The sequence below is a fragment of the Candidatus Limnocylindrales bacterium genome (assembly GCA_035559535.1).
Classification (GTDB): domain Bacteria; phylum Moduliflexota; class Moduliflexia; order Moduliflexales; family JAUQPW01; genus JAUQPW01.
Window position 1 is genome coordinate 71,335 of sequence record DATMBG010000015.1, and the last position, 24,010, is coordinate 95,344.

Consider the following 24,010-nt stretch of genomic DNA (forward strand, 5'->3'; position numbering starts at 1 on the left):
AGGATACTTGATATCTGTTTCCTGACCGGTCTGAATAAGTATCTGGTGGGTCCAGTCCAGGGTGAACGGCTTTAGACCTATCCTTTCCGATGGCTCATTACCCTGGCAAAAAGAGTAGATTCCTGGATGAATGCCAGATCCCTTGAGGTTTCTTTCCATTGAACCTTTCTAAAGGCAATTTTTATACCTTATCAATGAGGAAAAGGTTTTCTCTTTCGAAAAGCCTTATAGACGGACTTTTTTAAAGTGGTTGAAAAGCCAAGCTGGTTCGCTTTGTTTCCGGGTCAGAGACAAAAATCTTTTCTGTTTGATTAAATCTATAAATACCAATAAATTAATTTGTCTCTCTTAAGGAGAATTCTTTTTCTGAAAAAGAGACAAAAGAGGAATAAGATAAGGAAGATCTTCTGTTGGAGGGCTTCCATGAGGATGAAAGAATACGGTAGGCTGCAACGGACCAATTCTGGGGGTCAGCTATCCCATTAATCCAAGATCCCATACTTACCATAAAGCTGCCGTTTTGCAAGACAGTTTCGTTGTTCATTTCCTGCTCCTGGAGAGAGAATTTCAATGATCAGATCTGGTGCACCTGTTAGATGGTCTCCAGAAGCAATCTCGTGACGTCATTCGTGGCGGATAAAAACGCAGTTGTTGCCATCATCGGGCATGGCATCGAGATCTGCTATGGCTTTATTAGAGACTCAATGCATATTACCCTATAAACCCCTTTTCATTCACTGAAAAACATGAAACAGGATCTTCTATTCTAAATTCTCTAAATCCGCCAAATCTCGCAGACGACCGGTCGCTTTTTTATTCTTCTTGAGGTTTTCCAGATCAATAAAATTTACAGTTACTTCATCAATTTTAACCTGAACCTTTGAGGCGTAACAACTTTCAAAATCCACACCTTTCAACCCGAGTAACAGGTCTATCCGATTGGGAGGATACCCTAATTGAATGATATGGTTGGGATCAAGAAAGTCCTCTACCTGCAAACCTAACGAACCAAAACCAAATTGAGCTAAGGCTTTAACCACCTTAGCCGCATTTTCCGGGCTCAATTCAAGCCATACGTCTAAATCTCTGGTGTAACGGGGGTATCCATGAACTGCAAGGGCATATCCCCCCACAATCAGATAACGCACTTCGTTATCGTTTAACGATTGTATAAACTCTTTGAAGTCTGGGTTCAGCATGATATTTCCAACGATGATACTCTTGCCGGATTTGCTCTAGGGTGGCCAGGCGAGTTTGATAAGATTGGGTTTGCCAATAAGCGAAATCATTTTTTTGCTCATCCCCTTTTACCTTAGTGTAGATTTTTTTTATACCTCTAGTCAGACTGCCGCCTTGACGGTTCCCAGATAACCGATCCAACCAAACCAGCAAGATGGAAATAGCTGCTGGGGTAACTCCCGATATCCGGGCAGCCTGACCGATGGAAATAGGCCGGATCTGTTTGAGTTTTTGCCGAACCTCGGTGGATAAGCCGGGGATGGTATCATAGTCAAAATCCTCGGGGATTGAACGACTTTCCAATTTTTTGAACCGTTCGACCTGTTCATTCTGCCGCTGGATATATCCCTCATATTTGACCTGCAACTCGAGCTGTTCGGCCACTTCACGAGGTAAGCCAGGAGATTCCGGATCGATTTCCCGGATATCGGCATAAGTAATTCCAGGACGTTTTAAAATTTGAATCAAAGGGGCAGGTTCCGAGATAGGATTGGTTCCGCGGCGCTCCAGCACGGTATTTACAACCACACTGGGTTTAACCCAGGTCTTTTCAAGCCGGGCGATTTCCTCGGCCATGATTCGTTTCTTTTCTTGAAATCGGGCGTATTGTTCCTTGGAGATCAATCCCAGTTGATAACCTTTATCCATGAGTCGCAGATCGGCATTATCCTGTCGGAGCAGGAGTCGGTATTCGGAACGGGAGGTAAACATCCGATAGGGTTCCGTAACCCCTTTGGTGACCAAGTCATCGATCAAAACCCCGATATGAGCTTCAGATCGGTCTAAAATGAAAGGTGCCCGACCCTGAACCTTCAAAGCAGCATTGATCCCTCCAATTAATCCCTGAGCCGCTGCTTCCTCATATCCTGTAGTTCCGTTAATTTGACCGGCCAGAAAAAGACCTTCGACCAGTTTGGTCTCCAGGGTCGGTTTAAGCTGGGTTGGGAAAACAAAATCATATTCGATGGCGTAGCCGGGGCGCATGATTTCGGCTTTTTCCAATCCTCGGATGGTTCGAATGAACTGGATCTGAACTTCCAGGGGAAGACTGGTAGATACTCCGTTGGTGTAAATTTCCCGAGTTGTTCGTCCTTCAGGCTCCAGGAAAATTTGATGCCGGGTTTTATCGGGAAATTTAACGATCTTATCCTCAATGGAAGGACAATAGCGTACCCCGGTGCCTTTAATAGCTCCCCCGTACATGGCTGACTTTGAAAGATTGTTTCGGATGATCTGATGGGTCTCTGGGTTGGTATATCCCAAATAACAGGGGATTTGGGGTTGGGTAATCTTCTCCGTCGAGAAGGAAAACGGTCGCGGATCCTCATCGCCGGGTTGAATTTCCAGAACCGAGAAATCGATGGTTTTGGCATCCAGACGAGGATTGGTACCGGTTTTGAGCCGACCCATTTCAAATCCCAACTTCCTGAGACAGGCTGAAAGCCCTATGGAGGGGGCCTCGCCGGCCCGCCCCGCTGCGTGATTTTTCATGCCCACATGGACTAATCCGTTGAGAAAAGTCCCCGTGGTGATTACAACGGCCTTGGCCCGATAAGCCATTCCGAGATTGGTCTCAACCCCAATAACTTTTCCGTTTTCCACCAGAAGTTTTTCCACAGAAGCCTGTTTGATATCCAGTCCTTCCTGATTCTCTAAAACCCATTTCATTTCCAGCCGATATTGCTGTTTATCAGCCTGGGCACGGGAAGCCCAAACGGCAGGACCTTTACTGGTATTCAGAAGACGGAATTGAATGCCGGTTTTATCAATATTCTTGGCCATTTCACCGCCGAGGGCATCAATTTCACGGACCAGATGGGCTTTAGCAGTTCCACCGATGGAAGGATTACAGGGCATCAGGGCAATGGTGTCCAGATTGATGGTCAGCACCAAGGTCTCGCAACCCATTCGGGCTGCAGCCAGTGCGGCCTCACAACCGGCATGACCGGCTCCTATCACGATCACATCGTAGGCTTTATCGTAAAACATAGGTAATTATTCCATCCCAAAGACCCAAAGGGGAAAGAAGTATGAAAGTATAGGGGTGTGGAACTATAGGGCCTGGGAGCTCTCTCTACCCTCCCATACTTTCCTCTATTACCTTTGTGTCTTCGGAGTGAAGCCATATTACTTCCCGATACAAAAAGTGGAGAAGATTTCCGTCAAAATATCTTCGGTCGTAGTCTCCCCTATAATCTCCCCTAAACTATCTAGAGCAGCTCGAAGATCCACGGCAATGAATTCACCAGACATTCTTTGTGCTATAGATTCCCGGGCTTTCAACAGACTCTGCTGAGCTTTGATCAAAGCGTTTTTATGACGAATGTTGGTGACCCAGACACTTTCCACCGGAGTTTTCACGACCATCTCAAAAATCAGGTCTTTCAATGTTTCAATTCCGCTTTTTTCTTTAGCTGAAATCTTAACCCAGGGAATTCCGGCCAATAGCTGACCGGCTTCTTCTCCAATTTTAGAGGGAAGATCGATTTTATTCAAAACTCCTAAAACCTTTTTCTCTTTAACCAGCTCCAAAATGTCCCGGTCTTCCTGAGTCAGGGGACTGGAACTATCGAGAACCCAAAGAACCAGATCTGCTTTTTCTAACAAATTTTTGCTTCGTAGTACACCCTGGACTTCCACAGGATCTTCGGTATTTCGGATTCCGGCTGTATCCAGCAGTCTCACGGGAACCCCCTTGAGATTTAACGATTCTTCGATGACATCCCGGGTTGTTCCCGGAATGGGGGTTACGATAGCCCTTTCTTCTTCCAGAAGTACATTCAACAAGCTCGATTTTCCGACATTGGGTTTACCCACAATAACCAGAGATAGACCTTCTCGGAGGATCTGACCTTCCTCTGCCGTCTCGATGAGAAAATCAATGGATTCAAGGGCCTCGCCGATTCCAGAATCCAATGCTTCAGGGGAAATCACCTCAATATCTTCTTCAGAGAAATCAATCGACGCTTCAACCAGGGCCGTCAGGTGTTTCAGGGTATCTCGAATAGCACGAACCTTTTGGGATAACCGTCCTTCCAACTGTCGTACGGCCACCTTGTGGCTTAACTCGGTTCTGGATTGAATAATATCGATGACTGCCTCGGCCTGGGATAGATCTATACGTCCGTTCAGAAAAGCTCTTTTTGTGAATTCCCCCGGCTCTGCCAATCTCGCTCCGCCCTTGAGAACCAGATCCAGGATTCGTTTCAAGGAGATAAAACCCCCATGACTGCTAATCTCCACTACATCCTCTCGCGTATAGGATTTGGGGGCTCGCATCAAGGTTACCAGCACTTCATCCACAGGTTCCTGGGTTCCTGGATCGTAAATATGTCCGTAGTGAACGGTATGGGAGGGAAGATCTTTGAGTTTTTTACCTTTAGAAGGAGACACAAAGAGCGCATCTGCAATGGCGATAGCAGCCTTGCCGCTTATGCGAATAACTCCTATTCCGCCTTCTCCCAACGGAGTTGAAATGGCAGCAATGGTATCCTCCTGGAAAAACACGGATAATCAAGAAAGGGATGAAAGTCTGAGGGTCCAGGAGCCGGGGAAAGGGATCCCTTCTGCACCCATAACCCTCAAACTCCCAGATTCTACCTTCAATTAAGGCTCTAGATTTTTTCGATGATTATTTTGATTATTCTTGGATATAACAATCTTTCGAAAAAATCCGTTTCCACGGCTTAAAGTTCGAATAGCCGGATCATCTTTGAGCGTCATATGGATAATTTTTCTATCATGGGGACTTAAAGGAGCCACCACAATGGGTTTTCCTGTATTCTTAACCTTACGAGAGAGTTTCAAAGCCAGGTTTCTAAGGGTCTGCCGTCGCTGGAGCCTGTAGTTGGAAGTATCCAGGGTAACCTCTAGTTTATCCCCCAGGTGTTTATGGATCATCAGATCAACAAGATACTGGAGAGCATCCAGGGTCTTACCCTTTTTCCCTATCAGGAGTTTATCATCCTCACACTTGATGTTAAAAATAATTTCTTCATTCTTGGTTTTCATGTCAATAACGGCGCTTAAACCCATTTTAGTCAGAAGCCCATCCAGTATTTCTTTGACTTTGATAATTTGATGGTCGAGTTCTGTTTTTCCATTTCCAGGGACCTCTTTGGATTCAGGTTTTTCTACGAGTTCTTTTACTGTTATTTTAACTTTGGCTGGTTTACCTCCGATGAGCCCAAAAAAACCTTTACTTCCTTCCTCTAACACCTGAATATCTACTTCTTCTCGACGTACCTGAAGTTTAACAAGGGCACTGTTGATAGCTTCCTCTACCGTTTTTCCTTCTTCCTCAAAGGTTCTCATCCTAATTCTCCTCCTTTGTATTCTCAACTTAAAGTTTGTAGCCTCTTCTTAGGCTTGGAGATGCTTAGGGTTATCCTTTATTAACTTTCCTTTTTTTGTCAGATACAGCTTTTTTTCCAGTGGCATCTCCCCGGTTGATGAGGTATTGCTGACCGATACTTAATACATTATTGACAAGCCAATATAGAACCAATCCAGATGGGAAATTCCAGAACATGGCCGTAAAGATAACTGGCATAAACTTAAACATCTGGGCTTGTTTGGGGTCTCCTGTAGTTGGCGTCATGGATTGTTGGATAAACATGCTGACCCCCATAAGCAAGACAAGAATTTTGATGGCATAGGGTTCCGGAGCTGAGAGATCCGGGATCCAAAGAAAAGAAGCTCCTCTTAACTCGATGGAGACCAGCAGAGCCTGATATAAGGCAAAAAATACAGGAATCTGGAGCAACATGGGCAGACAACCCCCCATGGGATTAACCCCCTCCTTTTTGTAAAGTTCCATCAGCTTTTGGTTCATAACTTTAGGATCTTTTCGATACTTTTCCCGAATCTCCAGCACTTTAGGCTGCAGGGACTGCATGCTCTTCATGGACTTAAAGCTGGCATAGGTTAAAGGATAAAAAATTAATTTAACGAGAACGGTGAGGGATATGATGGCAAGCCCATAACTATGGGTATAGGTATAGACGACGTGCATGAACAAAACCATCCCTTTGACTAACCACCCCAGATAATATCCATAGTCAATCAGTTGCTCCAAACCTACTTTAAGGGCACTGAGTTTATCATGCTCTTTAGGGCCTGCGTAAATACGATACCTTACGCCCTCAAGGCCTGTCTGACCAACTTTGAGGATCACATGGTCCACAGAAATAGCCTTTTTCTCCTCGGTATCTGACGGGAGAAGTTCCACGGCAACGGTGTTAATAGAAGAAGCCGGGAGCAGGGCCGCTGCAAAATACTTTCGATCTATCGCAGCCCAGTTTACATCTTCAGCCTGTACAACCCCTTTTAATTTATCCACAGGCTGCTTTAAGAGCTGGCCTCGTACAGAGGATACAATCTGATTACTGTAAGTTGTCTGATCATCCAATAAATTTCCAAGTCCGGGACCCCAGGTTAGAAATAAAGCGCCGGTCTCTAAACGAGGGTGATGGAGAGTCAGTTCTACATCAACCTGGTAATTATCTTGATAAAAAGTCAATTTTTTCGTAAAAGAGATCCCGTTCTCATTCTTGTAAGTGAATTCTATAGAATCCACTTTGTTGGCTTCGGTTAATCGGAGTACGGGTTTTGAAGCTGTAAAAAGTCCAAAATTTAATTCGTTATTAAGGGACATATCCCCCGTCAACACCTCCAGGGGATAACGGTTTACCTTCCTTGAAAGTTCTGGAATCAATTCTACCGGATTCCCTTCTGAATTTTTATGGTTGAGGATTTGCCAGCTTTTTATGCGAGCTCCTTCGGTAGTCAGAAGAACCTTCATAAGTTTGCTTTCAACAAGAACCTCTTGAGCCTCCGGGTTGGCAGGTTGAGATATCACTTGAGATTGCATGGCCTGCTGAGAAAGGGAAGAAGCAGTTTCTTGCTGACCTGAACTCTCCGGAACCGGCGAAGGTTTTACCATCTCTTGTTGTATCCTTTGCTGCCGCTTCCAGGCTTCCTGACGGGGAGTTATATAAAATTTCTGCCACAAAACTAAGACAAGTAAAGATAAAATAACAGCTAATAAAGCACGTTTTTCCATTTCTTCTTTTTTATAAATAACAACCTTTCAGAGGGTCCAAAACCTTTGAAGGGTTCAATGTTTAATCAACCGGATCATACCCACCTTCCCACATAGGATTGCATCGGAAAATCCTTTTAAGTGTCAGCCAACTTCCTTTTAAAGGACCATACTTCTTTATAGCTTCGATACTATAGTCCGAGCAGGAAGGAAAAAATCGACACGAGGGGGGGAGAAGAGGTGATATAAATAGTTGATAACCTTTTATAATACTGACTAAAACAAACTTCATAGATTCCCATCTGATATGAAGACCTTGAAGAAATCATCAAAAGGAGGGTGTGAATTTAAAGATCTACTTATTTATATTTTGATCACTACTAATTTCAAGGGATTGAAGTCCGTCGTGTAGCTCTTTTTCTAACTCTGAATAACTTTTTTCAACTAAACCATGCCGGGCTACCATGACTACCTCTGCATGTTCGGGAAACAGGAATTTATTTTTTCTAAATAGCTCTCTTAATAATCTCTTAGCTCGGTTTCGGACTACGGATTTTCCCATCTTTTTACTGACCGTAACCCCTAATCGCCGTCCTGGAACTCGAGAATCAACATAGATATACACTATTAAAGAAGGTAAAACTAACTTTTTCCCCCTTGAATAAAGGAACTTAAAACGGTTACCCTCTGTAATCTTTTCAAACTTCTTAAGGGTTTGTGAACACATCAGATAAAAGGATCAAACCGTAAGCCTTTTTCTACCTTTGGCCCGTCGACGTTTAAGCACATTTCTTCCAGATTTGGTACGCATTCTTTTTAAAAATCCATGCGTCCTTTGCCGCTTTCGATTCTTAGGTTGATACGTCCGCTTCAAAGTTTACCTCCTATCTCATTTTGATTTAATTTTCCGGTTTATTACTCAAAATTCTTATCCCTTAAAGCTTAATTTTTCTCCTCTTCTTTATCACTTAAAGCAGGTTATCAAACTCAGGATTGCACACACAGTATAATTGACTTTTATCCATTCTGTCAAGAAGTAAATTATACCTGTTGACATATCCTGGTTAAAAAAAATACTTGAAAACTTTTTGAAATTGTGTTCTATAAAACTCTATAAGCACGTTGATACTACTTCATTAACATACAGTTATGCTTTTGAAAGGGTTTTAATATTTTACCCGATTTAATGTATGTTAACTTATTATATAGTTTACACTTATTAAGTTATCCACAAATGTGGATAAACCTGTGTGTAACTTTTTTCTCTTTTTTAGAGAGCAATCTGTGGAGAGTTTTGTCAAGATTCCTATCAAATTTTTCTCGGTGGCAGGAGTAACCAGAAAAGATTCCCCGGTCTGTTCAAAATTTAGTTCCTATTAGAAGAAGGAAAAGGATTTCAAGAACCGCATAAGAGCCATGGATATATGGGAAAAGGTTCTTAGAGAGCTACAAAATCAGATCAACCCATCCAGCTTTGAGATGTGGTTTAAGCCTACCCGACTGAGGTCTTTTAACAACCAGGAACTCCAGGTGGTTGTACCCGATGAACACTTTGTAAGCTGGCTTAGGGAGCACTACCTGGAGTCTATAACCAGAGTATTAAGAACCTTTGTGGATAAGATGCCTGAAATCCATTTCGTGGTAGATGATACCTTTAAAGCAAAAGTAGAAGAAAAGCCGACTCAATTGGAATTACCTATTCAACGGGTTTACTATCCAAGACAACGTCCTCGTAAGATGACCCCGGTTCGAAATCCGTGGAAAAAGCCCTCTCCATTTCTTCTGGACACTGAAGAACCTAACTTGAATCCTCGATATACCTTTGAAACTTATGTAGTAGGCACGAGTAACCAGTTTGCCCATGCAGCATCCAGAGCCGTTGCTGAACAGTTATCCACAGCCTATAATCCACTTTTTATCTATGGGGGGGTAGGACTCGGTAAAACTCACCTTATGCATGCGATCGGACATGCCGTCAGAAAAACGCTGCGCTCGATTAGACTCTTCTATGCATCCTCCGAACGCTTCATGAATGAGTTGATCCATGCCATTCGATATGATGCCATGCCTGAATTCCGAAGGAAATATCGTAACATTGATTTACTTCTCATCGATGATATTCAATTTATTGCAGGTAAAGAACGGACCCAGGAGGAATTTTTCCATACTTTTAATGCCTTATATGATGCTCGAAAACAGATCGTTATTTCCAGTGATTGTCCCCCGAAACAAATACCAACCCTTGAAGAACGGTTAAGATCTCGATTTGAGTGGGGTCTCATTGCAGATATACAACCTCCAGATCTGGAAACAAAAATAGCTATTCTCAAAAAGAAAGCCGAGTTGGAAAAGGTGGGATTACCCGATGACGTAGCCCTATTTATCGCCAGCAAAATAAAATCAAATATTCGGGAGTTAGAAGGCTCTCTAATCAAAGTTGCCGCTTATTCTTCTTTGACTGGACAAGAAATTACCCTGGAGCTTGCTCAACAGGTCTTGAAGGATCTTCTAAGTCCCAAGGAAAAAAATATAAACATTGACTTAATTCAAAAAGTAGTATCCGATTATTATAATGTAAGCTCTCAAGAGATGAAATCCCAGTCAAGGGCCAGAGCTATTGCCTTTCCTCGGCAGGTAGCCATGTATCTCTCTAAAGAGTTGACCAGGTCCTCATTGCCCGAGATAGGTAAAAATTTCGGAGGTAAAGATCACACAACTGTGATCCATGCCTGTCAAAAAATTAAAGAAAAAATAGCTAAGGATCCAAATTTTAAACAAGTTATAGAGAAATTAAAAGGGCTTGTAACCGCATGAGGGGTTGGTGGATAAGTTATGTGAATAAGGCTGGTGATTTACCGTCCGGAACTCTTATTAAGAAACCTAACATGTTAATAACCCAGAAACCATTCACAGGGTACTCACAGGTTCCCTGCAGGAATAACCATTTAAATTTTCAAGGAATCTGGAAACAATCCAGGGTTTTGCACAGACTTTATAAATTCTACTAAATTAATTCTATAAGGATTTGTAAAACTTAAACAGGAGAAGATCTGTTATGGAAATCCACATCGAACGAAAAACCTTTTTAGAAGGAATTCAACAGGTTCAGAGCGTTGTCGAAAGAAAAAGTACTTCCCCTATACTCTCCCATGTCCTGTTGGAGACAAAGAATACCATGCTCTCTTTAACGGCCACAGATCGTGAAATTAGTATAGAAACTCTCTTGCCAGCTTCCATTACCAAACCGGGGAGTATCACATTATCTGCCCAAAAACTTTTTGAAATCTTGAAAGAACTTCCTGAAAGTTCCGTTCATCTGAGTACGCAAGAAAATCACTGGGTCGTACTAAAATGTCAGAACTCTACTTTCCGTCTTGCAGGACTTCCCAAAATCGAATTTCCCGAACTTCCCTCTGTAAAAAGCGATGAATCCTTTGATCTGGAAAGTCCAATACTTCGGGAGATGATTACCAAAACCTCCTTTGCAATCTCCCATGATCCCAATCGAAATGCTCTGACTGGTTCATTATTCCATACAGATAATGACAGATTATCCATGGTTTCTACAGATGGTCATAGACTGGCCGTCATCACAAAGGAAATCCCAAAAGATTCGGCCCTAAAAAATTTTGAAGTGATTATACCCTTTAAGACCGTCATGGAGGTTAAAAAACTTTGTGATTCCTCCCCATCTACAGGGAAGCAGGAGGGGGCAGAGGCACAGCGCCATGTACCTGTACTAAATATCGGATTTGGAAATAATCAAATTATTTTCTCCAAAGAAAACACAACCCTTATTTCGCGTCTTATTGATGCGCAATTTCCAGATTATAAACAGGTTATCCCTAGAACTTCCCTTTATCATATCAGTATGAATAAAGAAGCCTTTCACAGAGCGGTTCGAAGGGTTTCCCTTCTTTCTAATGAAAAATCTCGGCTGATCAAGTTTACCATCAGCCCGGGATTATTACACTTAACTTCCTTCGATCCTGAATTGGGAGAAGCCAGAGAAGAATTATCTGTAGAATACAGCGGAGATGAGGTCGTTATTGGCTTTAATGCAAAATACATCAGCGAGTTTCTCTCGGTCATAGAGGGTGAAACTCTCCATATGGAGTTTAACGATCCCCTTAGTCCGGGCTTATTTACCTCTCCAGAAGAAAAAGACTTCCAGTGTGTAATCATGCCCATGCGGGTTTAACCGGGGTCTAAAGTCTAGGGTCGCCTGCCTTGAGACTTTGGATTTTGGATTTCTGTTTTGTATCTTAAAAACCTTAAGTTGATCCATTTCCGTAGCTTTAGTTTTCTGGAGATGGAATTTATCAACGGCATCAACCTGATATATGGACCCAATGCCGCAGGTAAAACCAATCTGCTGGAAGGTATCCATATTTTATCCAACCTCAGGTCTTTTAGAACTTCAGGGATCTCCGAGCTGATTCAATGGGAGGCAGTCTCTGCCAGCATATCGGGAGAGGTGACCACGCAGGAGGGTATTCAGAAATCTTTAACCGTCCTGTTAGAATCTAATAGACGAATGGCTCTGGTTCAGGGAAAAAGATCTTCACCCAAAGATTACTTAAGCTTATTTCCCACCGTTACTTTCTCCCCAGATGATCTAGGCATCGTCAAGGGCCCTCCGTCCGAACGTCGCAGTTTTATGGATAAAGGAATCTTTCAACTGTCTCCCACCTACTGGGCAGATCTATCAGATTACAATCAGATCCTTAAACAAAAAAATGCTCTTCTCAAGCATGAGAGCCTCGAACAGAGCTCGGGGAAATCGGATTTAGAGATCTTACAGGTTTTAAATGAGCAGATGCAGAGGGTAGGGAGTCGAATTATCTATGCCCGGCGGGAGTATCTCAAAAAACTCCAGGAAGCTCTCCAAAGAGTTTATAAGCACTGGTTGTCCGATCATGAGGATATCCAAATAATATATAAATCAACTCTGGGAAAGGACTTTTTGGAATTAAATCTGGACGGAATCCAGGGGTTATATCAGACGGTCCTACAAAAGATGGAGGAAAAAGAGTTACGTTATCAGGCCTCCCTGGTAGGCCCCCATCGCGACGATATGGAAATTTTCCTGAATGGACGTCCTATCCATGCCTTCGGTTCCCAGGGCCAACAGCGCACCGCCGTTCTTGCCCTCAAGCTGGCATCTTCGGAAGTTTATGTCCATCATCACGGGGAATATCCGGCTCTTATCCTGGACGATGTAACCTCGGAGTTGGATCCTTCTCGAAACGAAAGGCTCCTGGAGTATTTAAAAAATAATTTTCAGGTCTTTCTAAGCTCCACCGTAAAGCTTCCCTACTTGGAAAACATGAGTTCCTGCACATCTTTTGAACTCTCTCCCTAAGTGCTATGTACCTGCATATCGGGATGAATATCTACATCTGGACCCACCGGATTGTTGGAATCTTTAACTCAGAGCTTTATAAAAAGAGCCCGGCATTTCGAACCTTTTTGGAAGAAGCCAAAGTGGTCGATAACGGATTAACCCTCGATCAGGTTAAGTCATTTATATTAACGGATTCCAATGTTGTTTACTGGTCTAATGTTCATAGCCGAACCCTTCGACAGCGCTGTAGAAGAGGATTAATAGATAACCTTGGCTTACAAGAACCCCCAGCGCTTCCCTCACACTAACTTCCCGTATGAAAAAACCAGCCGAATACCGGCATTTCGTATAGCTTGCTGTACTTCAGGTCGGGCCCGGTAGCAAAAGCATACAGGGAATATCTCGCCTACCAGATGATTTCGTGCACGTCTTACCTGTTCAATGAACCTTTCTACCTCCCTTAAAGTCAGGTTATGTTTTGCCTCTCCAACTATCCAGATCTTCCTGTCTGGTCTTACCGGGTCGGTAGCGGTTCCAAATATATTTACCTCCTCTGGCTCGCCATTCCATGTTTGCCAGGATCGCTCCAGCACATTTACTTGCCAGCCAAATTCACGTTTCAACACCTCGTGTAGGACAATATAGGCTATATCCTCGATATCTCCACCCACCGTTTCACTCAATCCACCAACCTGTTTATGGAGGGCATCAACAGCAATAACCAGCCGTTCTACAGCCAACTCCAGTCTTTCCACGGCCGACTCCAATCTGCTGACCCGTTCCTCAACCCCACTGAGTCTTTCTTCACTGCGACGTTGGGCTTCGGCCAGTTCTGAGATCTGTTCTTCGACTCTATGTTGGGCTTCTGCCAACTCCGTTACAATCTGCTTCAGTTCTCGAAAATCCTCTCGTGTTACCCCGGCCTGATATATCTGTAGGGCTACCTTGTCTAGTACACTCAGGAGAACATTTGCAGTCCGTTCATCAAAGGTTTGACGTAACTCGGTTAGCAAAGCCTCTCGGTTGATGAGTATGAGTGTATCACTCACAGTTCCACCCTCTGTTTGGAATTTAAGAATCTTACCATGTTGTTAAAAATTTACTTCCCTAATCCTTCTTCTTCAATAGTTTTGCAAAGTTTGTTTCCAGGTGTAAATTCTCGTAATGCAGATTTGATGGTAACTGTAACCATTTAGTAGGGGTCACCTTTTTCTGTCTGAACACCCCCCTGGCCCCCCTCCAGGGGGATTGACGTGGGGTGGCCGCTGCTGAAGTCTCCCCTGGAGGGGGGCCAGGGGGGTGTTTCTTTTTCCACCTACTAAAATGGATACGGATACAAAACTGCACTTAACGCTTGACAAGCCCAAATAAGTTTGTCATAATAAGCAAAGAAAAGGTGAAAGTAGACGAAAAATTAAAATAAACGTATTCTGAGGATAAGAATTTATATCAGGTAGAAGTTTGAAGACTCAAGTTAGTGAATTCCAAGGTTATGGCTTGTGGGAATTGAGGGGCCATAACTCCTAACGGATTATCTAGCGAAGAAGGTTAATTACATGAGTGAGATTTACGATGCTTCCAGCATTAAAGTATTAGAGGGATTAGAGGCGGTTCGGATGCGTCCGGCCATGTATATTGGGGATACCGGAATTAATGGGTTGCATCATCTGGTTTATGAAGTAGTAGATAATTCCGTTGATGAAGCCCTTGCCGGTTATTGCAAGAACATCGAAGTGATTATTCACATGGATAACAGTATCACGGTGATCGATGATGGTCGTGGTATTCCCGTGAACATGCATGAAACTGGGCGACCGGCTGTAGAGGTGGTTCTGACGGTACTCCACTCGGGTGGAAAATTTGACCATGAGACCTACAAGGTTTCCGGGGGTTTGCATGGAGTTGGCGTTTCGGTTGTAAATGCTTTATCGAGTTGGCTGGAAGTTGAGATCAAGCGAGATGGACATGTTTATGCCCAGAGTTACCGGCGTGGTAAACCGATTACTGATTTAAAAATCATCGGACGATCAACAGGTACAGGAACCAAGATTACCTTCCTTCCTGATGAAGAAATCTTTGAGACCATCGAGTTTAATTTTGATATTCTTTCTAACAGGCTCCGTGAGCTTTCCTTCCTCAACAAAGGTCTTACGATTTCCATTGAGGATCAACGGGCTGATCAGCGGAATACGTTTCATTATGAAGGAGGAATCAGCTCGTTTGTGACCCATCTAAACAAAAACAAAAATGTCTTGCATAAAGAACCTATTTATTTTGAAAAAGTCCGGGAAGGGGTTCATACCGAGATTGCGCTACAATATAACGATGGTTATACGGAAACCGTTTTTTCCTTTGCAAACAATATCAATACCCATGAAGGGGGTACCCACCTCAGCGGTTTTCGAAGTGCGCTGACCCGAACAATTAATAATTATGCGACGGCTCAGGGACTATTAAAAAATCTCAATACAACCCTGACAGGGGAAGATGTTCGGGAAGGGCTGACTGCGGTTATCAGTGTCAAGATCCCCAATCCTCAGTTTGAAGGTCAGACCAAAACAAAACTGGGTAATAGCGATGTTAAAGGCATTGTAGAAGCCATTGTTAATGAAAATCTCGGATACTTTTTCGAGGAGAATCCTTCCATTGCCCGTGCTATTGTAGAGAAAGCTATTGGAGCTGCCCGGGCCAGGGAGGCAGCCAGAAAAGCCAAAGAGCTGACCCGAAGAAAAACGGCTCTGGAGGGGGGTTCTCTGCCGGGAAAACTGGCAGATTGCTCAGAGAGGGATCCGGCCCATAGCGAGTTGTTTATCGTGGAGGGTGATAGTGCCGGTGGCTCGGCAAAGCAAGGGAGGGATCGGAGATTTCAGGCAATCCTTCCCATCAAAGGAAAAATTTTAAACGTGGAAAAAGCCCGATTCGATAAAATGCTGGAAAGTGAGGAAATCCAGACAATTATTACAGCCATAGGGGCAGGTATAGGGGCTGAAGATTTTGATGTAAACAAGGTCAGGTACCATAAAATTATTCTCATGTGCGATGCCGATGTCGATGGCTCCCATATCCGTACCCTACTGCTCACCTTCTTCTTCCGTCAAATGCCTCAAATCATCGAAAAGGGTTATCTGTATATCGCACAGCCTCCTTTATTTAAAGTCAAGAAGGATAAGCAGGAATGGTATGTTAAGGATGAACAGGCGATGAATCAGTATTTAATCCATCAAGGGGCTCACCGGGCTAAGCTCATCGTCAATTATACCATGATGACCGGCAAAACTTTGGAATCTTGTGTACAGCGCCTTATGGAGTTCCGAAATGTTTTGGACCTGTTCGAACGACATCAAAGGGACCGGGGGGTTATGAAAGCCATAGCCCTAAATCCTAACTTCACTTCGTTGATTTTATCAAACTTGGATCAGATACGGCAAGAGATGGAGGTTATTTTGGATAACTATCAAAAGCTTTTCCCTTCTCAGGAGCTCTTTGAATACCAGACGATTCCAGATGAGGAACATAATTGCTATAAGATTCGAATTACCCTTTCTGAAGGGGAAGGAGAGTTTGATCTCGATTATCAACTTCTCACTTCTCCTGAGTATAAAGTCCTTCAAAAGCATGCAGCCATTTTTGAACGTATTGGTTTTCCCCCTTACCGAATCGAAATAGACGATACCTTGAAGGAAGTCCATACCATTTATGAAATCATCAATACCATTCTGGAAGCCGGTAAGAAAGGCCTTAATGTTCAGAGATATAAAGGATTAGGAGAAATGAATCCAGAACAATTGTGGGAGACAACCATGAATCCAGAGGCCAGAAGCCTGCTCCAGGTTACCATCGAAGACGTAGTGGAAGCCGATGAAATCTTTACCATCCTCATGGGGGATCAGGTAGAGCCTCGACGGCAATTTATTGAGAAATACGCTTCAGAAGTCAAAAATTTAGATATTTAACGGTGAGGCGATGAGGGGGTGAGGTGGTGTCTCACAACCCCACAACCCCATAACCTCCCAGAAAACATGGCCCTTCAAGCTCAGACCGTACCCATCAGCATCAAAGAGGAGATGCGAACCTCTTATCTGGATTATGCCATGAGCGTCATCATCAGCCGGGCTTTGCCGGATGTTCGAGATGGGCTTAAGCCGGTTCACCGGCGCATTCTCTATACCATGTATGAAATGGGACTCCACTGGAACCGGCCTTACAAGAAATCGGCCCGGGTCGTCGGTGAGGTAATGGGAAAATACCACCCCCATGGGGATGCTCCTATCTATGAAGCCATAGTTCGAATGGCCCAGGACTTCTCCATGCGATACCCTTTGGTGGATGGGCAGGGGAATTTCGGTAGCCTGGATGGAGACCCCCCGGCAGCTATGAGATACACAGAGTGCCGTCTGGCGAAAATCACCGAAGAGATGCTGGCAGATATCGATAAAAACACGGTGGATTTTAACCCAAACTATGATGAGTCTCTCACCGAACCGGCCCTTATTCCCTCCAAACTTCCTAATCTGATCGTTAACGGCTCTTCTGGAATTGCCGTAGGTATGGCTACCAATATTCCCCCTCATAATCTAACCGAAACCATCGACGCACTCACAGCCCTCATTGAAAACCCGGACCTGGATGTGGAAGAATTGTGTAAAATCATTCAAGGCCCTGATTTTCCTACCGGCGGCGTTATCTATGGACGAAAAGGGATTTATGAAGCTTACGCTACGGGGCGAGGTAAAATCCAGGTAAGGGCTAAAGCTTATATTGAGCGGGAAAGAACGGGTAAAGAAAATATCATCATTACCGAGATTCCTTATCAGGTGAATAAAGCCAAACTCATCGAAAAAATCGCTGAACTCGTTCGATTAAAAAAAATCGATGGAATCTCCGACATCCGGGATGAATCCGACCGGAATGGGGTTCGGGTGGTCGTTGAGTTAAAACGGGGTGAGGTCGCTGCGGTGATTTTAAACCAGCTGTTTAAGCATACCCAGATGCAAATTACCTTTGGGGTGATTATGCTGGCTCTGGTTAATAATCAACCCCGTATCTTGAATCTCAAAGAGATTCTGGAAGCCTTCATCGAGCATCGGCGAGAAGTCATCCTTCGTCGCACCCGATACGAGCTGGAGAAAGCTGAAGAGAGGGCTCATATCCTGGAGGGCCTCAGAATTGCTCTGGATCATCTGGATGCCGTTATCACCCTGATTCGATCTTCCCGGACTGTGGAAGATGCTAAAAATAGCCTTATAAATAGATTCCAGCTTACTGAAACACAGGCCGGAGCCATTCTGGAGATGCGGCTCCAAAGACTCACCGGGCTTGAGCGAAAGAAGATTAATGAGGAATACGAAGAAGTGATTAAGGAAATTGAAAGACTCCGGGCAATCCTGGGAAGCCCGGCTTTGGTCATGAGCGTGATCAAAAAGGAGCTCAAGGAGCTCAAAGAAGCTTATGGAGATGACCGACGGACAGAGATTATAGAAGAAGAAGCCGAGATCGACCTGGAAGATATGATCGCCGAGGAAGACATGGTGGTTCTTATTACCCGGGATGGGTATATCAAACGAAGCCCTTTAACCCTTTATCGTAGTCAGAAACGCCGGGGGAAAGGTGTCGTCGGAATTGTAGCCAAAGAAGAAGACCTGGTCGAACATTTATTTATTGCCTCTACCCATGACAATATCCTGGTGTTTTCCGATAAGGGTAAAGTATACTGGTTGAAAGTTCATGAAATCCCGGAAGCCGGACGACAGGCTAAGGGGAAGGCAATTGTTAATATGATCCAGATGGCTTCTGATGAGAAGGTCGCAACGATCCTTGCCGTAAAGGAATTTAGAGAGGATAGATATGTCATTCAGGTTACCAAGAAAGGAATTATTAAAAAAACCCCTCTTTCTGCTTACAGTAATCCCCGAGCAGCCGGAATCATCGCTTTGATAATCGACGAGGGCGATGAACTGGTCGCCGTAAGATTGACCGACGGAAATCAGGATATTTTTCTAGGCACTAAGAAGGGAATCGCCATCCGTTTTAACGAACGGGAAGTACGGACTGTAGGAAGAGTGGCCCGTGGGGTCATCGGTATTAATCTGGATGAAGGAGATGCCGTGGTTGGGATGGAGATTGTAAAGGATGGTTTTACCATGCTGGTTGTATCGGAGAAGGGATGTGGAAAACGAACGGAAGTTTCTGAATATCGCGTCCAGGGAAGAGGAGGAAGAGGTATCATTAATATGAAATGTACTCCTAAAACAGGGGACGTAGTAGGAATTTTACAGGTAGCCCAAGATGACGAAGTGGTAATGATTACTCAATCCGGTAAGATTATCCGGTTAAGTGTAAGCAACATCCGGGTCGTCGGTCGGAATACCCAGGGTGTAACCCTACAATCCCTGGAAGGGGAGGATAAAGTGGTGGCTATTGCCAGGGTGGTAGAAAAAGATCAACTTCCTTCTTCTGAAGAGGAACCTGCACAATCCTAGATGCAACTCCGCCAGGAGACCGAGGATGAAAATACGACTCTCTAAAACGCAGGGATGGGGGAATATGATAGAGAGATGCAGGGAATAGTCCGGGGATCCTATGCCGTAAACCCCGCGTCCTTGTATTTTTTGGTGGAACCATAACATGACCCGTAAGGGTCATCCCTATATAACCTACCTGCTAAAGGATGGCTCCCTGGGATGATCATCGGATCTCTTCAGACAACCTTTTCATGGGGAATGGGTAAAGACAAACTATCCAGACTTAAATAATGAAAATTTTTTATCGGAGGTGAAAATGGAAGGGATTGATAAAGAAGTTTTGAAAGATATCCAGTCTCATGAGATAGACGAAAAAAAGATGCCGTTTACGGCCCACCTGGCGGAATTAAGGATGCGTCTCATCTGGATTTGTCTGAGTTTGGGGATTTGTTTCGCTGTTGTATATCCCAACTCTGAAAGGCTCCTTCTATTTCTTCAAAGGCCCCTGGGGCAGAAGCTTATAATGATTTCTCCTACCGAGAGTTTTATGGTTTATCTAAAACTCTCTTTTTTTGGAGCCCTCATTTTATCCGTACCCATGATCCTTTATCAACTCTGGGCTTTCGTTGCACCTGGTTTATATCCCAGTGAAAAAAGATTAGCCCTTCCCTTTGTTATTTTTACCACCTTTTGTTTTGCTTTAGGAGCAGTCTTCGCCTATGAACTTGCTCTCCCGATTGGTTTAAAGTTTCTATTAAAATTTGGAGGGGATCTGGTAACACCGATGATCTCTGTAGCCAACTATGTCTCTTTTGTGGGAATGCTCCTGCTGGCTTTCGGTTTTGTCTTTGAATTCCCGGTTCTTATCGTCCTTTTTGTTAAGTTAGGACTGGTAACTTCGGCATTCCTTAGGAAAAATAGAAAATACGTTATCCTGGGTATTTTCATTATTGCCGCCGTACTAACCCCGGGACCCGATGTCTTTTCGCAGTTTTTAATGGCTCTACCTTTGTGGTTTTTATATGAAATATCTCTTCTGATTGCTATCTTTTTTGAAAGAAGTAAGAGAAAGGATGAGTTATGAAGGATGAAGGATGAATTTTACTTTTCATCCTTCATCAACTAACCTTTAGTCTTTGCCTCTTTACCGTATTTCTTTTGGAATCTCTCCACACGACCTGCTGTGTCTACCAGTTTTTGTTTTCCGGTATAATAAGGATGGCAATTAGAGCAGATTTCCACGTGGATGTTTTCCTTGGTTGAGCGCGTTTCAATCACATTACCACAGGCGCAGACGATGGTGGCAGGAACATATTTAGGGTGAATATTCTTTTTCATGGCTGGTGAATCGTCCATTGTTGGTTGTTTGTTATTTCTAACAGACAACAGGCAACAAGCAACGAGCAAAATTATTTACTGGTACTTGTCATCATTAAATCTAAAAAGTCTCGATTGGTTTTAGTAGCTTTCAGCTTTTCCAGAAGGAGTTCCATAGCTTCCACGACATTGAGGGAATGGAGAACCTTATGAAGGATCCAAATCTTATTCAAATCATTGGGATCTAAGAGAAGCTCATCTTTCCGGGTTCCGGATTTATTAATATCAATGGCCGGAAACACCCGTTTCTCCACTAATTTCCTATCCAGATGAAGCTCCATATTTCCGGTTCCTTTAAATTCCTCGAAAATAACATCATCCATTCTGCTTCCGGTATCAATAAGGGCCGTAGCAATAATCGTTAAGCTTCCTCCTTCTTCGATGTTTCTGGCTGCACCAAAAAATCGTTTAGGTTTCTGGAGAGCGTTGGCATCCAATCCTCCGGTTAATACTTTGCCACTGGGTGGGGTTACCGTATTATAAGCCCGGGCCAGTCGGGTTATGCTATCTAATAAAATCACCACATCTCGCTTATGCTCTACCAGACGTTTGGCTTTTTGGATGACCATTTCAGCTACCTGGACATGGCGTTGAGCAGGTTCATCAAAGGTTGAACTGATCACTTCCCCATCCACAGAACGCTGCATATCTGTGACTTCTTCAGGTCGTTCGTCGATGAGAAGTACAATGAGAATAACCTCTGGATGATTAATGGCCAGAGCTCTGGCAATAGCCTGCAACAACATGGTTTTTCCCGTTCTGGGTGGAGCTACGATCAGCCCCCTCTGACCCTTTCCTATAGGAGTAATAAGGTCCATAACCCGCGTGGAAAGATCGGCAGGATCATGTTCCAAGATTAATCGCTCAATGGGGTATAGAGGTGTTAAGTTATCAAATAAAATTTTATCCTTGGAAAGTTCCGGGTCTTCAAAGTTGATAGCTTCTACTTTTAGCAGAGCAAAATACCTTTCATTATCCTTGGGAGGACGAACCTGACCGGCTACAGTATCCCCGGTCTGGAGATTAAATTTCCGAATCTGAGAGGGGGAAATATAGATATCATCCGGGCTGGGAAGATAGTTATAATTGGGAGCTCTTAGAAAACCAAATCCATCCGGTAGCGTCTCTAAGACTCCTTCAGAGAAAATTAATCCATTCCGCTCTGTTTGAGCTTGAAGGATTTTGAAGATGAGTTCTTGTTTTCGTAAACCACTAATTCCGGTAATTTTAAACTCTTTGGCCAAGGCATTCAACTCGGCCATAGTTTTGTTTTGTAGATCAACGATGTTCAATGTGTTGTGATTGTTTGATTTAACTTGAACTGACATGAATATACCTCCTGACTATCCTTTCGACTTTTTGGGTTTAGTTGAGGAGAGCAGCATTAAGCTCGAACTAAATCCCAAAAATTAGTGCTCACAAATCCTCACCTACACCAAATCCTACCATCCTTACTTGTTTTGGGGATTTCTTTTCCTGTTTAGCAAGGAGAGGCTTCGAACTGAGAGAGAAGAATAAACATCACTTGAGGCAAAACCTAGCGGACTTCTCACTATTCATTCAAGAACCGCTTTTTCAAAGAAAAAGGTTGTGATGTTAACTGCTTTGGGTATTGTTTTTCTTGTATCTCCTGAAGTCACCTTCCAAAAAATATTTTCTAGCTAATTTATTCCCTTTATTTTTGGAGATACTTTCGACCGAAGTGAACCATTCTCAGAAATATTTATTAAGGTCGGGGTTTTTGAAGCATACCTAGAAGTGATTAATCGTCCTTGTAGTTCCTTTTTTAAAATAAAAATTTGTAACACATTTGTCAAGAAATTTTAAAATAACCGGTAGATATTTAAGATTTCTCCTGATAACTTCGTAAAAGTCCTCTACCAGAGGTTTCAATGGCCATATGGACATCCTCTTCAGCACAATCCATCATTTCAACAGTATAACTGACAGCTTTCTTAAAATCTCCATTACATAATTTATAATTATAACGAAATTCAGCAAGAATATTATCATAATATCTACTACTTCTTTGGAGATCTACTTTCTCATAAAATTCCTTCTCCGTTTCGGTAATGGTTCTTTTCAACGCTTCAATGGCTTCCTCTTTGGTCGATTTTCCATCTAAAATCAACTGGGCATACTTATAAATCGCCGATTGATAAAGACCACCGGATTTGTTAATCAAGGAGGGAATGTCCTTAATTTGAAAGGGTTTAATCTCACAGGCCGCAGCCAGTTCATCAATAACTTCCTGAAGCTGAACAAGATCTTGATCTATGTTCATTTACGTAAGTTGTTCTTTAATCTGCGGATAAAAAATAAGGAGTGAAAAGGTCTCTCTAGCCGGGCGTTGGTCTCTACTTACCTGTGAATATTTATCAATAAAAGTAGATGCAAGTTGTTCATCTGTCAATCAAAATTTGAGTTAATCATGGAGAAGGGTATTTTTCCCTTGACAAAATAGCCTAGAATAATGTAACTATTATAGCTGGGCAGTTATATTTCATACATAATTGAAATTAAGAACCTACAAGAAGTCCAGAATTTCTAAAGCTAAGCTCACACACAGAAGAAGCTATTCTGGGTAAATAGATTTATTTCAAATTATTCAAACCTGACTTAATCGAGAAAAATCACAAATTTCATAATAATTTTAATAAGGGCTTGAAGAAAATCCAGATAGGTAGTACTATACTCTGTACACTTTACTCATCTGAAATGCCAGATGAGGAGAAATTTTATAAGCATAAGCGAAGCCCAGAAAGTTAAGAGAATAAAGAATTATTTACTTTAAAAGAGGATGTGGTATGCTGGCGTAGCTCAACAGGTAGAGCGGCTGATTTGTAATCAGCGGGTCGGGGGTTCAAATCCCTTCGCCAGCTTTGTTTCATCCCTTGGTTTTATATAAGGGGAGATACCCAAGCGGCCAACGGGGGCAGACTGTAAATCTGCTGGTGTAATCCTTCGGAGGTTCGAATCCTCCTCTCCCCATATCTCCTCAGAACCCAGAAGTCAAAGTAAAGAGCAATTAAGAGCGGATAGTTGCGGATAGTTAAAAAATTTCCCTTGTCAGCCTGGTTTCTGGGTTCTTGGACCAGGGCGGGAATAGCTCAGTTGGCTAGAGCGCCAGCCTTCCAAGCTGGGGGTCGCGGGTTCGAATCCCGTTTCCCGCTCCAAATCTATCTTATAAGCCTGCCCATGTAGCTCAGTTGGTAGAGCACTCCCTTGGTAAGGGAGAGGTCACCGGTTCAATCCCGGTCGTGGGCTTTATACCTTAAAGAAAGAATAATCATCACAGCCTTTAATACAGAATAAAGGATGCGCAGGAACACGTAGAATGTAAGATGAGTCCAAACACTATCTTAACGTTTTACGTTTTATATTTTGCGCCTTTAGGATAGCGATGAGCAAAGCGAAATTTGAGCGGACGAAGCCGCACGTGAATATAGGGACCATTGGGCACGTAGACCACGGCAAGACGACCTTAACCAGTGCGATTACCAAGGTATTGGCCTTACAGGGATTGGCCCAGGCGAAGAACTA

At 43.3% G+C, this 24,010-nt stretch carries 20 protein-coding genes and 4 tRNA genes; 12 read left to right on the top strand and 12 right to left on the bottom strand.

What is annotated here, in order from left to right; translation table 11 throughout:
* Positions 1-761: 761 nt before the first annotated feature.
* The 8 genes from VNM22_04670 to rpmH form a co-directional block, all read right to left on the bottom strand.
* Entirely contained in the window at positions 762-1,199 is a 438-nt protein-coding gene (locus VNM22_04670) for a hypothetical protein (protein HWP46437.1), read from the bottom strand.
* Complete coding sequence (gene mnmG, locus VNM22_04675; protein HWP46438.1) at positions 1,153-3,228, bottom strand: tRNA uridine-5-carboxymethylaminomethyl(34) synthesis enzyme MnmG; 2,076 nt, start codon at positions 3,226-3,228, stop codon at positions 1,153-1,155. The genes VNM22_04670 and mnmG overlap by 47 nt, the downstream gene beginning before the upstream one ends.
* Positions 3,229-3,366: 138 nt before the next feature.
* Positions 3,367-4,746 (bottom strand): tRNA uridine-5-carboxymethylaminomethyl(34) synthesis GTPase MnmE, encoded by a 1,380-nt coding sequence (mnmE, locus tag VNM22_04680; protein HWP46439.1) that lies wholly within the window; start codon positions 4,744-4,746, stop codon positions 3,367-3,369.
* A gap of 99 nt (positions 4,747-4,845) precedes the next feature.
* The gene (gene jag, locus VNM22_04685) at positions 4,846-5,553 is read right to left on the bottom strand and encodes an RNA-binding cell elongation regulator Jag/EloR (GenBank protein HWP46440.1); all 708 of its coding nucleotides are present in this window, start codon (positions 5,551-5,553) and stop codon (positions 4,846-4,848) included.
* Positions 5,554-5,623: 70 nt separating this feature from the next.
* A complete protein-coding gene (gene yidC, locus VNM22_04690; GenBank protein HWP46441.1) occupies positions 5,624-7,303 on the bottom strand; it encodes a membrane protein insertase YidC in 1,680 nt (559 codons plus the stop codon).
* A 61-nt stretch (positions 7,304-7,364) separates the two neighbouring features.
* Positions 7,365-7,574, bottom strand: coding sequence for a membrane protein insertion efficiency factor YidD (gene yidD, locus VNM22_04695; protein HWP46442.1), 210 nt, complete (start codon positions 7,572-7,574; stop codon positions 7,365-7,367).
* 63 nt (positions 7,575-7,637) lie between these two features.
* Positions 7,638-8,009, bottom strand: a complete 372-nt coding sequence (gene rnpA, locus VNM22_04700; GenBank protein ID HWP46443.1) for a ribonuclease P protein component — start codon at positions 8,007-8,009, stop codon at positions 7,638-7,640.
* Between the two features lie 12 nt (positions 8,010-8,021).
* Entirely contained in the window at positions 8,022-8,156 is a 135-nt protein-coding gene (gene rpmH, locus VNM22_04705) for a 50S ribosomal protein L34 (protein HWP46444.1), read from the bottom strand.
* Between the two features lie 542 nt (positions 8,157-8,698).
* On the opposite strand from rpmH, the gene dnaA reads away from it, so the two are divergent.
* From dnaA to VNM22_04725, 4 genes are all read left to right on the top strand, one after another.
* Entirely contained in the window at positions 8,699-10,096 is a 1,398-nt protein-coding gene (dnaA, locus tag VNM22_04710) for a chromosomal replication initiator protein DnaA (protein HWP46445.1), read from the top strand.
* 241 nt (positions 10,097-10,337) lie between these two features.
* Complete coding sequence (gene dnaN, locus VNM22_04715) at positions 10,338-11,483, top strand: DNA polymerase III subunit beta (GenBank protein HWP46446.1); 1,146 nt, start codon at positions 10,338-10,340, stop codon at positions 11,481-11,483.
* Between the two features lie 57 nt (positions 11,484-11,540).
* Positions 11,541-12,647 (top strand): DNA replication/repair protein RecF, encoded by a 1,107-nt coding sequence (gene recF / locus VNM22_04720; GenBank protein ID HWP46447.1) that lies wholly within the window; start codon positions 11,541-11,543, stop codon positions 12,645-12,647.
* Positions 12,648-12,670: 23 nt separating this feature from the next.
* Positions 12,671-12,937, top strand: a complete 267-nt coding sequence (locus tag VNM22_04725; protein HWP46448.1) for a hypothetical protein — start codon at positions 12,671-12,673, stop codon at positions 12,935-12,937.
* On the opposite strand, the gene VNM22_04730 is transcribed toward VNM22_04725, so the two are convergent.
* Complete coding sequence (locus VNM22_04730; GenBank protein HWP46449.1) at positions 12,929-13,678, bottom strand: hypothetical protein; 750 nt, start codon at positions 13,676-13,678, stop codon at positions 12,929-12,931. The genes VNM22_04725 and VNM22_04730 overlap by 9 nt on opposite strands.
* A gap of 507 nt (positions 13,679-14,185) precedes the next feature.
* On the opposite strand from VNM22_04730, the gene gyrB reads away from it, so the two are divergent.
* The 3 genes from gyrB to tatC all read left to right on the top strand — a co-directional run bounded on the left by gyrB (position 14,186) and on the right by tatC (position 20,174).
* Positions 14,186-16,582 carry a DNA topoisomerase (ATP-hydrolyzing) subunit B gene (gene gyrB / locus VNM22_04735; GenBank protein HWP46450.1) on the top strand — a complete coding sequence of 799 codons (2,397 nt, stop codon included), beginning with the start codon at positions 14,186-14,188 and terminating at the stop codon, positions 16,580-16,582.
* Positions 16,583-16,600: 18 nt separating this feature from the next.
* The gene (gyrA, locus tag VNM22_04740) at positions 16,601-19,108 is read left to right on the top strand and encodes a DNA gyrase subunit A (protein HWP46451.1); all 2,508 of its coding nucleotides are present in this window, start codon (positions 16,601-16,603) and stop codon (positions 19,106-19,108) included.
* A gap of 298 nt (positions 19,109-19,406) precedes the next feature.
* A complete protein-coding gene (gene tatC, locus VNM22_04745; protein HWP46452.1) occupies positions 19,407-20,174 on the top strand; it encodes a twin-arginine translocase subunit TatC in 768 nt (255 codons plus the stop codon).
* A gap of 38 nt (positions 20,175-20,212) precedes the next feature.
* Here the strand turns inward: tatC and rpmE are convergent, their stop codons facing one another.
* The 3 genes from rpmE to VNM22_04760 form a co-directional block, all read right to left on the bottom strand.
* Positions 20,213-20,428, bottom strand: coding sequence for a 50S ribosomal protein L31 (rpmE, locus tag VNM22_04750; GenBank protein ID HWP46453.1), 216 nt, complete (start codon positions 20,426-20,428; stop codon positions 20,213-20,215).
* Positions 20,429-20,499: 71 nt separating this feature from the next.
* On the bottom strand, positions 20,500-21,759 hold the full coding sequence (gene rho, locus VNM22_04755) for a transcription termination factor Rho (GenBank protein ID HWP46454.1): 1,260 nt from the start codon (positions 21,757-21,759) through the stop codon (positions 20,500-20,502).
* A 551-nt stretch (positions 21,760-22,310) separates the two neighbouring features.
* The gene (locus tag VNM22_04760; GenBank protein ID HWP46455.1) at positions 22,311-22,751 is read right to left on the bottom strand and encodes a hypothetical protein; all 441 of its coding nucleotides are present in this window, start codon (positions 22,749-22,751) and stop codon (positions 22,311-22,313) included.
* A gap of 525 nt (positions 22,752-23,276) precedes the next feature.
* Here VNM22_04760 and VNM22_04765 point away from each other — a divergent pair.
* The 5 genes from VNM22_04765 to VNM22_04785 all read left to right on the top strand — a co-directional run.
* A tRNA-Thr gene (locus VNM22_04765) sits at positions 23,277-23,349 on the top strand.
* A gap of 26 nt (positions 23,350-23,375) precedes the next feature.
* A tRNA-Tyr gene (locus VNM22_04770) sits at positions 23,376-23,458 on the top strand.
* Positions 23,459-23,566: 108 nt separating this feature from the next.
* Positions 23,567-23,643 (top strand) — tRNA-Gly (locus tag VNM22_04775).
* Positions 23,644-23,661: 18 nt separating this feature from the next.
* A tRNA-Thr gene (locus VNM22_04780) sits at positions 23,662-23,734 on the top strand.
* 136 nt (positions 23,735-23,870) lie between these two features.
* Positions 23,871-24,010 (top strand): GTP-binding protein (locus VNM22_04785; GenBank protein ID HWP46456.1); only part of this gene is annotated, 140 nt, incomplete at its 3' end.

What these genes read in the sequence shown, in the direction of transcription:
- jag (HWP46440.1), bottom strand. Translation starts at nt 5,553, where the DNA reads ATGAGAACCTTTGAGGAAGAAGGAAAAACGGTAGAGGAAGCTATCAAC.
- tatC (HWP46452.1), top strand. Translation starts at nt 19,407, where the DNA reads ATGGAAGGGATTGATAAAGAAGTTTTGAAAGATATCCAGTCTCATGAG.
- rpmE (HWP46453.1), bottom strand. Translation starts at nt 20,428, where the DNA reads ATGAAAAAGAATATTCACCCTAAATATGTTCCTGCCACCATCGTCTGC.
- VNM22_04760 (HWP46455.1), bottom strand. Translation starts at nt 22,751, where the DNA reads ATGAACATAGATCAAGATCTTGTTCAGCTTCAGGAAGTTATTGATGAA.
- VNM22_04725 (HWP46448.1), top strand. Translation starts at nt 12,671, where the DNA reads ATGAATATCTACATCTGGACCCACCGGATTGTTGGAATCTTTAACTCA.
- gyrB (HWP46450.1), top strand. Translation starts at nt 14,186, where the DNA reads ATGAGTGAGATTTACGATGCTTCCAGCATTAAAGTATTAGAGGGATTA.
- dnaN (HWP46446.1), top strand. Translation starts at nt 10,338, where the DNA reads ATGGAAATCCACATCGAACGAAAAACCTTTTTAGAAGGAATTCAACAG.
- yidD (HWP46442.1), bottom strand. Translation starts at nt 7,574, where the DNA reads ATGAAGTTTGTTTTAGTCAGTATTATAAAAGGTTATCAACTATTTATA.
- mnmG (HWP46438.1), bottom strand. Translation starts at nt 3,228, where the DNA reads ATGTTTTACGATAAAGCCTACGATGTGATCGTGATAGGAGCCGGTCAT.
- VNM22_04670 (HWP46437.1), bottom strand. Translation starts at nt 1,199, where the DNA reads ATGCTGAACCCAGACTTCAAAGAGTTTATACAATCGTTAAACGATAAC.
- dnaA (HWP46445.1), top strand. Translation starts at nt 8,699, where the DNA reads ATGGATATATGGGAAAAGGTTCTTAGAGAGCTACAAAATCAGATCAAC.
- rnpA (HWP46443.1), bottom strand. Translation starts at nt 8,009, where the DNA reads ATGTGTTCACAAACCCTTAAGAAGTTTGAAAAGATTACAGAGGGTAAC.
- yidC (HWP46441.1), bottom strand. Translation starts at nt 7,303, where the DNA reads ATGGAAAAACGTGCTTTATTAGCTGTTATTTTATCTTTACTTGTCTTA.